Genomic DNA, 13906 nt, shown 5'->3' on the forward strand with positions numbered 1-13906 from the left:
GTATTTTTTATTAGGAAATCATAATGTTAAACACTGCATTTGAACCATGGCCAAGTTTTACTACAGAAGAAGCTGACGCAGTCAAAAATGTATTACTATCAAATAAGGTAAATTATTGGACTGGTCAAGAATGTAGAATTTTTGAAAAAGAATTTGCCGAGTTTTCTGGTACAAAATATGCAGTAGCTTTGGCCAATGGAACTGTGGCACTTGATGTTGCATTAAAGGCTTTAGATATCGGTGCAGGTGATGATGTTATTGTGACATCCCGTACTTTTCTTGCTTCAGCGAGTTCTATTGTAACAGCGGGTGCTAATCCTGTTTTTGCAGATGTAGAATTAGATTCTCAAAACATTTCACGACGTATGATTGAAGCTGTCATTACACCAAATACGAAAGCGATTATTTGTGTACATTTGGCTGGTTGGATGTGCGATATGGATCCGATAATGCAATTTGCTGCTGAGCGTGGCATTTATGTTATTGAAGATTGCGCACAGGCTCATGGTGCAAAATATAAAGGTAAAGCTGCAGGGTCAATCGGTCATATTTCTGCTTGGTCTTTTTGCCAAGATAAAATTATGACAACTGGTGGTGAGGGCGGTATGGTCACCACAAATGATGAGACACTTTGGAAAAAAATGTGGTCATATAAAGACCATGGTAAAAGCTACGATAGTATTTATAATAAACAACATCCTCCAGGTTTCCGTTGGCTGCATGACTCATTTGGTACTAATTGGCGCATGATGGAAATGCAAGCAGTTATTGGTCGAATTCAGTTAACACGTATGGCTGAATGGACACAAAAGCGTACTGAAAATGCAGAAAAGATTTTAGAAGCGTTTGAAAATTCTCTTTACTTTAACGTTCATATCCCTTCAAATGATTATGTTCATGCATATTATAAATGTTATGTTCAAGTGAATTTAGAGACGTTACCAGAAGGTTGGTCACGTGATCGTATTATGCAAGAAATTAATGCTCACGATATACCTTGCTTTAGTGGCTCTTGTTCAGAAGTTTATTTAGAGCATGCTTTTGATGGAACCCCATGGCGCCCAGAAAAACGGTTGGAAAATGCGCAGAAACTAGGTGAAACAAGCTTAATGTTCTTGGTACATCCGACTTTAAGCCAAGATAGTATAGAAAAAACAATTAGTGCAATTAATGCTGTTAGTAGAGCTATACAATCATAAAAATGTGAAGCTATTAGCATAGCTTTCTTTTGAATTATTATCTGATTTAAAGTTATGTAACCGCTGCGTAAATTTTATTTCTAGTTATATAAGAAATGAGTATAAATACCGCACGGTTACTACAACGATTAGAAGAGTATTGTGAAAAAGATTATTTATCAGTTTGCGTCTGTCCCAAGACTCGCCAAACAATGTTTTTTGGTTCTTGTAGACCTTTTTGCGTTTCCTGTTATTTTGTGGTTATGTTATGCCATTCGACTATTTGATTTAGGTGCTGATGTTATCCCAGGTATTAACTATGGAGTCGCCATCGTTACTATCGTTGCTATTTTAAGTTTAATGCTAGCAGGCGTATATCGTTTTATTGTTCGTACTTTTAACGAAGCCTTTATTGCAAAATTAGCGTTTGCTGTTGCCCTGATGGTGGTTGTTTTATATAGCCTAAATGCATTCTCAGCAGCTTTTGTTCCGACGTCAATTCCATTGATGTTTGGTTTTTTAATGTTTAGTTGGGTTTGGTGCAGTCGTGCATTTATCCGATTTATTGTAAAGTCTGCATTACTCACAGGTGAAGAAAGAAAGCGTATCGCGATTTATGGTGCTGGTGATGCTGGTCAGCAAATTGCAGCTGTGCTTTATCGTTCTGGCAATCATTTACCTGTTTTCTTCATCGATGATAATAGTTCTTTGCAAGACCATATGGTTGGCGGCTTAAAAGTACTATCTTTAGAAAAAGCTTTACAGCGGTTTGAAAAATATAAAACTGATGAAATTTTATTAGCATTACCTTCAGTGGGTCGTGTACGTAAAAGTGAAATTATTCAACAGTTAAAACCTGCACATCTTAAAATTACGGAACTTCCTGGCCTTACTCAGCTAGTCGATGGTGAACTAAAAGTTGCTGATATTCGTGAAGTAGACATTATTGACTTACTGGGACGTGACCCAGTACCCCCTGTAGATCATTTACTTGCAAAAAATATTCATAATAAAATCGTGATGGTAACAGGTGCGGGCGGCTCTATTGGCTCGGAGTTATGTCGACAAATTATTAAAAATCAACCTAAAATGTTGATTATTTATGAAATTACAGAATTTGCTCTTTATAGTATAGATAGAGAATTACGTCTAAATGCTCAATGTGAAATTGTCCCAATTTTAGGTACTGTTCAGGATCAACAAAAATTAGAACGTATTATTGAGCAATATAGTGTACAGACTGTTTATCATGCCGCCGCTTATAAACATGTACCTTTAGTAGAATGTAATCCAATTGCAGGATTAAAGAACAATGCGATTGGAACAGCGAATAGTTTAAATGCAGCTGTGAAAAAGGGTGTGGAGACATTTGTTCTCATCTCGACTGATAAAGCCGTACGTCCAACCAATGTTATGGGCGCTTCAAAACGCATGGCTGAACTTTATTGTCAGGCAATGGCTGAAGCTCAAAAGCAAACTCAAATTAGTATTGTACGTTTTGGTAATGTACTAGGTTCTTCAGGTTCTGTAGTGCCATTATTTAAAAATCAGATTGCAAAAGGTGGTCCTATTACTGTGACTCATCCAGATGTAACACGCTACTTCATGACCATTCCTGAAGCATCACAGTTGGTTATTCAAGCTGGTGCTTTAGGTAAAGGTGGAGATGTCTTTTTACTTGATATGGGTGAGCCTGTTCGTATTCAGGATTTAGCTCGACAAATGATTTCTTTAAGTGGTTTAACTGTGCGTGAAAAAGACTCAGTTCAAGGGGATATCGAAATTCGCTATAGTGGATTACGCCCAGGAGAAAAACTTTACGAAGAATTATTAATTGATCAAGAAAATACTGAATATACCGAGCACAGTAGAATTCTTCGATCATTTGAAAAGTTCTATCCACTTACTGAAATTCAAGAAGTTTTTGATCGAGTTAATAATATGACTGCTGTTCAAAAAGATATTGATTGGGCTCTTTGTCAACTTGAACACTATGTTGATGGTTATAAACGTAGTAAAGATATTATGGTTAATTAGAGAGTGAATGTGTGATTAAAAAGGCAGTTTTACCGGTAGCTGGATTAGGTACACGTTTTTTACCAGCAAGTAAGTCAATTCCCAAAGAAATGGTTACAGTGGTTGATCGTCCTGCAATTGAATATGTAGTGCGTGAAGCTGTAGAAGCTGGAATTGAGCAAATTATTTTGGTAACTCATTCATCTAAGGCATCAATTGAAAATTATTTTGATCGAAACTTTGAACTAGAAACGACTCTAGAGCAAAAGAAAAAGTTCGATTTACTTGAAGAAATTACGCAGATTATTCCATCTCATGTAAGTGTGGTAAGTGTAAGACAACCCCAACCTTTGGGTTTGGGGCATGCTGTTTTATGTGCAAAAAGTATTGTTGGGCAAGATGATTTTGCTGTGTTATTGCCAGATGTATTGGTGCAAGACAACTCAGGAAAAAATGATTTATCGCGTATGATTTCACGCTATGAATCAAGTCAAGCTGCTCAAATCATGGTTGAGGCAGTACCAGACCATCTTGTAGATCAGTATGGAATTGTTGATGTAAAGCAGAGCCCGAATGAGGGTGAAAGTATTGCTATGCAGGGAATTATCGAAAAGCCTGCTATAGGTTCTGCACCTTCTAATTTATCCGTGGTGGGGCGTTATATTTTACCTGCTAAGATTATGCAGCTTTTGGAAAATACTCCGAAAGGCGCGGGCAATGAAATTCAGTTAACTGATGCAATTGCGATGCTTCAAGAAACTGATACCGTTGAAGCTTATCGTATGCAAGGCCAAACTTTTGACTGTGGCAGCAAGCTGGGTTATTTGAAAGCTGTACTACACTATGGTGTTGCACACCCTAAGTTGGGATTGGAATTTAAACAGCTGATTCAAGAACTTAAATTATAAAGTTTTGTAGTTCTGCTTAAGCATTTGTAAAAACTACTGAATATAGTAGCTGAGCAGTATATTCTCTTCCTGTATAGGGAAGAGAAATCTATAAAATACGAAAAATCAGGTGTGCAATGAAAATCGCAGTATTTGGAACAACGTTACATGCCGGCGTGATGGCAGCGTTATTAGCTGAATATGGTAATCAAATTTACTGGTGTACAAGTGTCACCTGTGAAGAAAATATTTCTGTACTTTCGTATCAAGACCAAGACGTAAATAATTATTTAAATAAGCAGCGAAAAGCGGGTTTCTTAAAAGAGAGCCCTTTTTCTGAGATTCCTTTAGATATTGAAGTTTATTTATTTTGTTTTAGCCCAACACAAATTGAACTTGCATTAAAAACAGTAGAGAAACTGAGTGAACGACCTATTGTTCATCCGCGATTAATGATTAATGGTTCTACTTTTGGTTTGCATGGTACAGAGAAATTAAAACAGCATTTGCCAAAAGATGAGTGGGTTTATTTTCCTGATGTGATTCAGGAAGGTAATGCCATCAATAGTGTATTGAATGTAAAACATGTCATTGTTGGTGTGGAATCTAGAGATGCAAGTGAAACCATGCAAGAGTTATTGCGTCCTTTTTTCCAATTTAGTTATCAATATTTATTTATGCCGATTTTAGATGCTGAGTTCACCAAACTGAGTATTTCAGGCATGTTGGCTACCCGCATTAGTTATATGAATGATTTGGCTATGGTGGCTGAAAAGTTAGGTATTGATATTGCGAACGTAAAACATGGTATAGCTGCTGACACACGTATTGGTGCTGCATATTTATCGCCGGGTGTAGGATTTGGTGGTGAGAACTTTTCGCATGATATTTTAACACTTTCGAGCACTGTCTCTGAAACTGGAACAAAAAGTCGACTTTTGGAACAGGTTTGGGCGATTAATGAGCAGCAGAAAGAAATTTTATTTCGGAAGTTATGGAATTATTATCACTGTAGTCTAAATGGCAAAACAGTTGCGATTTGGGGTGCTTCTTTTAAAGAAAATACTTCGAATATACATAATTCACCAATTCATATTTTATTAGCTGCATTATGGGCACAGGGTGTAATAGTACGTCTGCATGACCCTCAAGCTTTAGATGAAATAGCTGCAACCTATGGGCATCGTGAAGATTTAATTTTATGTACTGATCAATATGAGGCGGTACGAGATGCTCATGCATTATGTCTAGTCACGGCGTGGAAGCAATATTGGAGTCCTGACTTTAAGCAACTACAACAGTTAATGAAGCATCCTTTAATTTTAGATGGACGTAATATTTATGATCCTGCGTATGTAAAGGCGAAAGGTTTTGCTTATGAAGGAGTAGGTCGCTTATGAGTAAATCAATTGAGCAATTTCCAAAGGAATTAATCTCACCTTTAGCTCATCTTCAAAATTTAGGTGAAAAAAACTCAAAATTACATATAAAAGAGTTGTTTGCTTTAGAGCCAGATCGTTTTCAAAATTATTCTGTAAAATTTGATCAATTATTTTTTGATTATAGTAAGCACCGCTTAACCAAAGATATTTTGGGACAATTAGTAGCTCTTGCGAATACTAAAAGCTTAACTGAATGGATTAATCGCCTTTTTTCACAAAATAAAATTAACTGTACTGAGCAACGTGAAGCAATGCACTGGGCCTTGCGTTTACCGGCTGATTATTCAAAGTTCCCAGATTTAACAGAACAAGTTCATAGCCAGTTACAACGTATGTATACCTTAGTGGAAAAAATCCATGCAGGGCAATATCGTGGTTCAACTGGTGAGGTGATTCAAGACGTTGTTAATATTGGGGTGGGTGGTTCTGATTTAGGACCGCAAATGGTTACTCATGCTTTATCTGATTTTAAGGTAAAAACGGCTAAACCTTTAAATATTCACTTTGTATCTACGATGGATGGTAGTCAGTTATCTGAGTTACTCCATCAACTTCGTCCTGAAACAACTTTGTTTATTATTTCATCTAAATCTTTTGGTACGATTGATACCTTATCAAATGCACAAACAGTTCGACAGTGGCTTGAAAAAGCGTTAGGAACTCATGCTCGTGTATTAAAAAGTCACTTTATTGGTATATCTACAAAAGCTGACAAAATGTCAGAATGGGGAATCGCGCCTGAAAACCAGTTACTACTGTGGGACTGGGTAGGCGGGCGTTATTCTCTATGGTCCTGTATCGGTTTACCTATAGCATTGACGATCGGTGTGGAAGGCTTCCAGCAACTTTTAGCAGGGGCTCATGCCGTCGATGAGCATTTTCAAAATACGAGTTTTGATCAAAATATTCCAGTTTTGATGGCATTATTAGGAATCTGGAATAATAATTTTTTAAATATTCAGACCCATGCAGTATTACCCTATGATGGACGATTAAAGTATTTTGCGGCTTATCTGCAACAGTTAGAAATGGAATCCAATGGGAAGTCAGTACAGCGCAATGGCTTAAAAGTTGAGCTTGATACTTGCCCTATTATATGGGGTGAGGTTGGACCAAATGCTCAGCATGCCTTCTATCAATTGTTACATCAAGGTTCTCAAGCCGTAAGCTGTGATTTTATTGCGCCAATTCAACGTTATAACGCAGATCATTTTACCTATGTTGAAAATGCAGAAGCTCTAGTCGAGCAACATCATCTGGCACTTTCAAACTGTTTAGCACAATCAAGATTATTAGCTTTTGGTAATGAAGCATTAGACTCAACTGAATTAGAGAATTTACCAATTTATAAGCAATATGAAGGCAATCAACCAAGTTCTACATTATTATTGAGAGAATTAAACCCCTATAGTTTAGGGATGTTGATTGCTTTATACGAGCATAAAGTCTTTGTGCAGTCTGTGATCTGGAATATTAATCCATTTGATCAGTGGGGAGTTGAGAAAGGTAAGCAGATTGCTGATCAGCTACTTCCGATTTTAAACGGTGTGCAAAATGACCTTTCAACACTTGATGCTTCAACGCGTGGATTAATTAAAATATTGTTAGGAAAAGTAGATGGCTAAAATTCTAGTCACTGGTGGCGCAGGTTATATTGGTTCACACACATGTGTTGAGCTTTTACAGGCTGGTCATGAAGTTATCGTTTTTGATAATCTTTCGAATAGTTCAGAAGAATCTTTAAATAGAGTTCAAGATATCGCCCAAAAAAGTTTAACTTTTGTGCAGGGTGATATTCGTAATGCGGATGAACTTGATCGTGTTTTCGAAAATCATTCAATTGATGCTGTTATTCATTTCGCAGGTTTAAAAGCGGTGGGTGAAAGCCAAGAAGAACCGCTCATTTATTTTGATAATAATATTGCAGGTAGCATTCAACTGGTTAACTCGATGGAAAAGGCTGGTGTTTACACACTTGTATTTAGTTCCTCTGCAACAGTGTATGACGAAGGCAATATATCGCCATTAAACGAAGACATGCCAACAGGTATGCCAAGTAATAACTATGGTTATACTAAATTGATTGTTGAGCAATTATTGCAAAAGTTGTCGGTGTCTAATCCAGAATGGTCAATCGCATTGCTTCGTTATTTTAACCCTGTAGGTGCACATAAGAGTGGGCGTATTGGTGAAGATCCGCAAGGTATTCCAAATAATTTAATGCCGTATGTGACTCAAGTTGCTGTTGGTCGCCGTGAAAAATTATCTATTTATGGCAATGACTATGACACAGTAGATGGCACTGGTGTACGTGACTATATTCATGTAGTTGACTTAGCGAATGCACATTTGTGTGCTTTGAATAACCGTTTACAGTCGAAAGGTTGTCGAGCATGGAATATCGGTACAGGCAATGGTTCATCTGTTTTGCAAGTTAAAGACACCTTTGAACAAGTTAATGGCATACCTGTAGCTTTTGAGTTTGTCGAACGTCGAGCTGGCGATGTTGCGACTTCTTTTGCAGACAATAGCCGTGCAGTTGCTGAGTTGGGTTGGCAACCGCAATATAGTTTAGAGGATATGCTCAAGGATAGTTGGAACTGGCAAAAGCAGAATCCTAATGGATATAATTAAATAGCAATAAAAAAGGAGCTTATAGCTCCTTTTTTATTATGAATTAGTTCTGAATTAAACCAGTCAACTCATCTACATAATGTTGCATTGGCTGTGCTTGTCGGTCTGCACGGCTTTCAATGTTGAGGCGTAGCAAAGGTTCAGTGTTTGAAGCACGGATATTAAAGCGCCATGCACCAAAGTCTAGACTTACACCATCGGTACGGTCAATTTGTGGATTTTGCTCAGCATAAAAATCGAAAATCTTTTGAATGGTGATTTGTGTGTCAGCCACTTCAAAGTTGATTTCACCGCTACAAGGGAACTTGGTAATCATATTTTCAACCAGTGTTGAAAGAGATTTTCCTGTTTCAGAAAGTAGGGCAATAGTAAGTAACCACGGAATCATACCGCTGTCACAGTAAGCAAAGTCACGGAAATAATGATGAGCACTCATTTCGCCGCCATATACAGCATTGTGTTCACGCATCACGTCTTTAATGAATGCATGACCAGATTTTGACTGTACAGCAACACCTTTATATTCATCTACGATATCAAATGTGTTCCACACTAATCGTGGATCGTGAACAATTTTTTCGCCAGGTTGTTTAATCAAGAAAGCTTGAGCTAAGAGGCCAACAATATAGTAGCCTTCAATGAACTGACCTTTTTCATCAAATAAGAAACAGCGGTCAAAGTCGCCATCCCATGCGATCCCCATATCTGCTTTATGCTCAATTACAGCATTTCGGGTGCTGTCACGGTTTTCAATTAAAATTGGATTAGGAATACCATTTGGGAAAGTACCATCTGCTTCATGGTGAATTTTAATAAATTCAACTGGTACGTTAAGGGCTTTAAATTTTTCTTCAATGGCATCAATCACATGACCCGCAGCTCCATTACCAGCATTTACCACTAACTTAAGTGGGCGGATTTTTGCAGGTTCAATATAGGTGATTAGGTGATCAACGAACTCAGGCAAAATGTTATAACTTTGAGTTGTACCTTTTTGGCTAACTTCTTCAAAGTTATTGGTTGCTGCTAAAGTCTGAATTTCTTTTAAACCGGTATCAGCACTAATTGGACGAGCATTTTCTCGAACTAATTTCATGCCGTTATAATCCATTGGATTATGGCTAGCAGTAACTTCGATACCACCTTGCACATCTAAATGGAAAGCGGCGAAGTAAACTTCTTCGGTACCCGTCATGCCCAAATCAAGAACATTCACACCCGCATCATTTAGACCTCGAATGGTCGCTTGTTTTAGAGCTTCACTGCTTAGACGAATATCACAACCTACAACTACAGTCTTTGGTTTATAGATCTGTCCGTAAGCACGACCAATTTTATAGGCAATTTCTTCATTCAATTCGGTGCCGAGTTTGCCCCGGATATCATAGGCTTTAAAACACGTTAAAGTAGTCATTATTCAGTTCAATACAAATGATTTGAGTTTTGAGCATTATTATACATTTATCAATTAATGGTTATGTTTATAGTTTTTATATTCAATTTTTACGCTTCATTTCTGTAGCTCAGATTTAAATTTATAAGAATACTTTTTTACGACTTTAGTCTAATAAATAAAACCAAAAGCTCGAAATGGCTTGATTTTACTTAGTACTATTAGTCTTACCAATTATTATGGTTATTTAATGATTGATCTTGCCAATATCTGCATTTATGATGCTTCCTGTGGTTTAAGGAACAACATTTGCACTTAATTTTAAATTGGTAAGACCAATTGTGCTAAATGTTTAAAATTTTAAGGTACAAAAAATTCGCCCCGGCATTTCAAGGAGATGACAATGCTCAATATGTGGCAACAACTTTATGACCCTTTAAATAATATTTGGCTTTCCAGTGCAGTTGCATTAATCCCGATTATTTTCTTCTTTTTAGCTTTGGCTGTTTTCCGTCTAAAAGGCAGTATCGCGGGTACAGGCACAGTCATTATTGCGCTGTTGATAGCATTATTTTTCTATCAAATGCCGGGTCAAATGGCCTTTGCTTCTATCATTTATGGTTTTTTCTACGGTCTATGGCCAATTTCATGGATTATTATTGGGGCAGTTTTTCTATATAAAATTTCGGTAAAAACAGGCCAGTTTGAGGTCATTCGTTCAAGTATTTTGTCAATTACCGAAGACCAGCGCCTACAAATGTTATTGGTTGGTTTTGCCTTTGGTACTTTCCTTGAAGGGGCTGCGGGTTTTGGTGCTCCTGTGGCAATTACCGCTGCACTCCTTGTTGGTTTAGGGTTTAAGCCACTTTACGCAGCTGGTTTATGTTTGATTGTAAATACAGCGCCAGTTGCGTTTGGTGCAATGGGTATTCCAATTATTGTGGCAGGGCAGGTTTCTGGTGTAGATACCATGGAAATTAGCCAGATGGTTGGGCGTCAGTTGCCGTTTTTAACGCTGATTGTGTTGTTCTGGATCATGGCGATTATGGACGGCTGGCGTGGTGTTAAAGAAACTTGGCCTGCTATATTGGTGGGTGGTGGCGCTTTTGCGATTGCCCAATATCTTACATCTAACTTTATTGGTCCTGAATTACCGGATATTACCGCAGCAATTGCTTCATTGGTCAGCCTGACTGTGTTGTTCCGTTTCTGGAAACCAAAACATATTTTCCGTTTTGAACCTGAAGCTGGTCAAACTTTGGTTCAGCAGCCTACAACGGTTCAACGTTACAGTATTGGAAAAATTGCTAAGGCGTGGTCTCCATTTGCCATCTTAACAGTCATGGTGACCATCTGGAGTGTTAAGCCGTTTAAAGCATTGTTTGCAAAAGATGGGGCTCTGGAACATTTAATTTTCAAAATTGAAGTGCCTTACTTGCATAAATTGGTCGAGAAAATGCCGCCAATTGTGTCAGAGATGAAACCATACGAAGCGATTTATAAGTTTGACTGGTTCTCTGCAACTGGTACGGCAATTTTTATTGCTGCAATCATCACTGCTATTTTCTTAAAAATGAAAGCAAGTGAAGCAGTAACGACTTTTGGTGAAACACTCAATGAGTTGAAAACACCGATTTACTCGATTGGTATGGTGTTGGCGTTTGCTTTTATTGCGAACTATTCAGGTTTATCTGCAACTTTAGCTTTGGCTCTATCGCATACAGGTCATGCGTTTACTTTCTTCTCACCATTTTTGGGTTGGCTTGGTGTATTCCTGACGGGTTCAGATACATCTTCAAATGCTTTGTTCTCGGCACTACAGGCAACTACAGCGCAGCAAATTGGTATTCCGGAAGTATTACTTGTAGCAGCGAATACCAGCGGTGGCGTGACGGGTAAGATGATTTCTCCACAATCGATTGCGATTGCTTGTGCCGCGGTAGGTTTAGTTGGAAAAGAATCTGACTTGTTCCGTTTCACGGTAAAACATAGCATCATATTCACTATCTTTGTTGGCATCATTATTACGGTTCAGGCTTATCTGGTTCCGTGGATGATTCCATAACTCCAGTGAAGGAAACGTGATGAGAATCTCCGATCAAGTGGTCATGAAATTGCAGGCATTAATTGAAGAGCGTCACATGAAAAAAGGTGACCGTTTGCCTGCCGAACGCCAGCTTGCAACAAGCTTAGGAGTTTCTCGTCCATCTTTACGTGAAGCGATTCAACAGCTCAATAGTCAAGGTGTACTCAGTAGCCGCCGTGGCGATGGGACTTATATTCAGCAGTTACCTGAACAGTGGCCACAGCAACTGATTGTGAACCCAATTAGTAACTTGATTGAAGAAGATCCGCTGTACCGTTTTGATGTGCAAGAAGCGCGGTTATTACTTGAAGGTGGCACGGCATGGTATGCCGCATTGCGCTCAACACCTGAAGATCGCGCCAAAATCCGTCATTATTTTAATGAGATTAGTCGTCATCAAAATGCGGGTGACTCAGCACAGGCCGCGGTGGCAGATGCTGAGTTTCACTTAGCAATTGCAGAAGCATCTCACAATGTTGTGCTGATTCAGATGATGCGTAGCCTGTTTGATTTACTGCAATACAACGTCTTGTTGGGACGTAAAAAAGTTTATAACGATCCAATAAATAGTGACTTGCTGAGTGAGCAGCATTTTCAGGTCATGGATGCGATCGATCGTAAAGATCCCGAGGCCGCGCGCCAAGCTGTCTGCGGTCATATTGAGTTTGTGATTAATCATGTACGTTCTCTGAATGAAGACGAAGCTCGTCAGAAACGTGCGAACCGTTTAAATAGAGTTGATTCAAAATGATTATTTCTTCTGGCAATGATTATCGTGCTGCGGCACAACGTCGCTTACCTCCATTTTTATTTCACTACATTGATGGTGGCGCGTATTCGGAACATACCTTAAAGCGTAACGTACAAGATTTGTCAGAAATTGAATTGCGTCAACGTGTGCTCAATGACATGTCAGCTTTAAGCCTTGAGACAAAACTGTTTAACGAAACCTTGTCGATGCCAGTTGCATTAGCTCCTGTAGGTTTAACAGGCATGTATGCGCGTCGCGGCGAAGTTCAAGCTGCGATGGCAGCTGACAAAAAGGGCATTCCATTTACGCTTTCAACGGTTTCGGTATGTCCGATTGAAGAAGTTGCGCCTGCAATTAATCGTCCTATGTGGTTCCAGCTTTATGTATTACGTGACCGTGGTTTTATGCGTAATGCTTTGGAACGTGCAAAAGCGGCGGGCTGCTCAACACTTGTGTTTACTGTAGATATGCCTGTGCCGGGTGCGCGTTACCGTGATGCTCATTCGGGAATGAGTGGACCAAATGCTGCAATGCGTCGTTATATGCAGTCTATGTTCCATCCACATTGGTCGTGGAATGTCGGCTTAATGGGCCGTCCGCACGACTTGGGCAATATATCTAAATATTTAGGTAAACCGACTGGTCTTGAAGACTATATTGGTTGGTTAGGCTCGAACTTCGACCCATCGATTTCATGGAAAGATCTTGAGTGGATTCGTGAGTTTTGGGATGGCCCAATGGTAATTAAGGGTATTTTAGACCCTGAAGATGCCAAAGATGCTGTGCGGTTCGGTGCAGATGGTATTGTGGTTTCGAATCACGGTGGTCGTCAGTTAGATGGTGTGATGTCGTCTGCTCGTGCATTGCCTGCAATTGCTGATGCGGTAAAAGGTGATTTGGCGATTTTGGCTGACTCAGGCATCCGCAATGGTCTAGATGTGGTGCGGATGTTGGCGCTCGGTGCCGATACCGTATTACTTGGCCGTGCATTTGTTTATGCCTTGGCAGCAGCAGGTGGGCAAGGTGTGTCGAACTTACTTGATTTGATTGATAAGGAAATGCGTGTTGCGATGACCTTAACGGGTGCTAAGTCGATTTCGGATATTAATGCGGATTGTTTAGTACAGGCGATGAAGCTCTAATATTTTCGCATTAACTTGGATGATATTGGCACGACGGAGTCTTATCGGGAAAAGTTCAATATAAGTAGCTAATTGACGTTACTTTTTAAAAAAGTAACCAAAAACCTTTGTTTCGATGACGGTACGTCCTTGCTACCGCATCGAAACGGCTGCATCCCTGCCGCCAACGCGTAGCCAATTGAGTTAAGAAATTAGCTGCTGGTGCTAAGCGTCACTTACAGCCTGCGTGGTATGAGCAAGGATTTGTTTTTGCAATGTAAATTGAAAAATGGATACAGCGAACAGGTTCTGTAAGTGACAGTGCCTTTGGTTACTTTGGGCAAAACCAAAGTAACAGAATGAGCTGCTTACATTGAAGTTTTACCTGTAAGACTCCG

The 13906-nt window shown here is 39.1% G+C and carries 10 protein-coding genes; 9 read left to right on the forward strand and 1 reads right to left on the reverse strand.

Annotation, left to right across the window (positions count from 1 at the left end; translation table 11 throughout):
* Positions 1-23: 23 nt before the first annotated feature.
* From FY048_RS14400 to galE, 6 genes are all read left to right on the forward strand, one after another.
* Entirely contained in the window at positions 24-1199 is a 1176-nt protein-coding gene (locus FY048_RS14400; RefSeq protein ID WP_446091588.1) for a DegT/DnrJ/EryC1/StrS family aminotransferase, read from the forward strand.
* 141 nt (positions 1200-1340) lie between these two features.
* The gene (locus FY048_RS14405; protein ID WP_446091589.1) at positions 1341-3215 is read left to right on the forward strand and encodes a polysaccharide biosynthesis protein; all 1875 of its coding nucleotides are present in this window, start codon (positions 1341-1343) and stop codon (positions 3213-3215) included.
* Positions 3216-3226: 11 nt separating this feature from the next.
* Entirely contained in the window at positions 3227-4102 is an 876-nt protein-coding gene (gene galU / locus FY048_RS14410; RefSeq protein ID WP_111856301.1) for a UTP--glucose-1-phosphate uridylyltransferase GalU, read from the forward strand.
* A gap of 116 nt (positions 4103-4218) precedes the next feature.
* Positions 4219-5481, forward strand: coding sequence for a nucleotide sugar dehydrogenase (locus FY048_RS14415; RefSeq protein WP_004795442.1), 1263 nt, complete (start codon positions 4219-4221; stop codon positions 5479-5481).
* Entirely contained in the window at positions 5478-7148 is a 1671-nt protein-coding gene (gene pgi / locus FY048_RS14420; protein ID WP_446091590.1) for a glucose-6-phosphate isomerase, read from the forward strand. The genes FY048_RS14415 and pgi overlap by 4 nt, the downstream gene beginning before the upstream one ends.
* Positions 7141-8157, forward strand: coding sequence for a UDP-glucose 4-epimerase GalE (gene galE / locus FY048_RS14425; RefSeq protein WP_446091591.1), 1017 nt, complete (start codon positions 7141-7143; stop codon positions 8155-8157). Before pgi ends, galE begins: the two co-directional genes overlap by 8 nt.
* Before the next feature lie 43 nt (positions 8158-8200).
* Here the strand turns inward: galE and FY048_RS14430 are convergent, their stop codons facing one another.
* Complete coding sequence (locus tag FY048_RS14430; protein WP_446091592.1) at positions 8201-9571, reverse strand: phosphomannomutase CpsG; 1371 nt, start codon at positions 9569-9571, stop codon at positions 8201-8203.
* 376 nt (positions 9572-9947) lie between these two features.
* Here FY048_RS14430 and lldP point away from each other — a divergent pair, with 376 nt between their 5' ends.
* From lldP to lldD, 3 genes are read left to right on the forward strand one after another with little or no spacing between them, the layout of a single operon-like run.
* Entirely contained in the window at positions 9948-11615 is a 1668-nt protein-coding gene (gene lldP / locus FY048_RS14435; protein WP_446091593.1) for an L-lactate permease, read from the forward strand.
* A 19-nt stretch (positions 11616-11634) separates the two neighbouring features.
* On the forward strand, positions 11635-12387 hold the full coding sequence (gene lldR, locus FY048_RS14440) for a transcriptional regulator LldR (protein ID WP_446091594.1): 753 nt from the start codon (positions 11635-11637) through the stop codon (positions 12385-12387).
* The gene (lldD, locus tag FY048_RS14445) at positions 12384-13529 is read left to right on the forward strand and encodes an FMN-dependent L-lactate dehydrogenase LldD (protein WP_446091595.1); all 1146 of its coding nucleotides are present in this window, start codon (positions 12384-12386) and stop codon (positions 13527-13529) included. Before lldR ends, lldD begins: the two co-directional genes overlap by 4 nt.
* Positions 13530-13906 lie beyond the last annotated feature (377 nt).

It is taken from the genome of Acinetobacter sp. 1124_18A, from assembly GCF_052824995.1.

Bases quoted from the DNA above. Each gene is read 5' to 3' on its own strand.
- FY048_RS14400 (WP_446091588.1), top strand. From the start codon at position 24: ATGTTAAACACTGCATTTGAACCATGGCCAAGTTTTACTACAGAAGAA.
- FY048_RS14415 (WP_004795442.1), top strand. From the start codon at position 4,219: ATGAAAATCGCAGTATTTGGAACAACGTTACATGCCGGCGTGATGGCA.
- pgi (WP_446091590.1), top strand. From the start codon at position 5,478: ATGAGTAAATCAATTGAGCAATTTCCAAAGGAATTAATCTCACCTTTA.
- galE (WP_446091591.1), top strand. From the start codon at position 7,141: ATGGCTAAAATTCTAGTCACTGGTGGCGCAGGTTATATTGGTTCACAC.
- FY048_RS14430 (WP_446091592.1), bottom strand. From the start codon at position 9,571: ATGACTACTTTAACGTGTTTTAAAGCCTATGATATCCGGGGCAAACTC.
- lldP (WP_446091593.1), top strand. From the start codon at position 9,948: ATGACAATGCTCAATATGTGGCAACAACTTTATGACCCTTTAAATAAT.
- lldR (WP_446091594.1), top strand. From the start codon at position 11,635: ATGAGAATCTCCGATCAAGTGGTCATGAAATTGCAGGCATTAATTGAA.
- lldD (WP_446091595.1), top strand. From the start codon at position 12,384: ATGATTATTTCTTCTGGCAATGATTATCGTGCTGCGGCACAACGTCGC.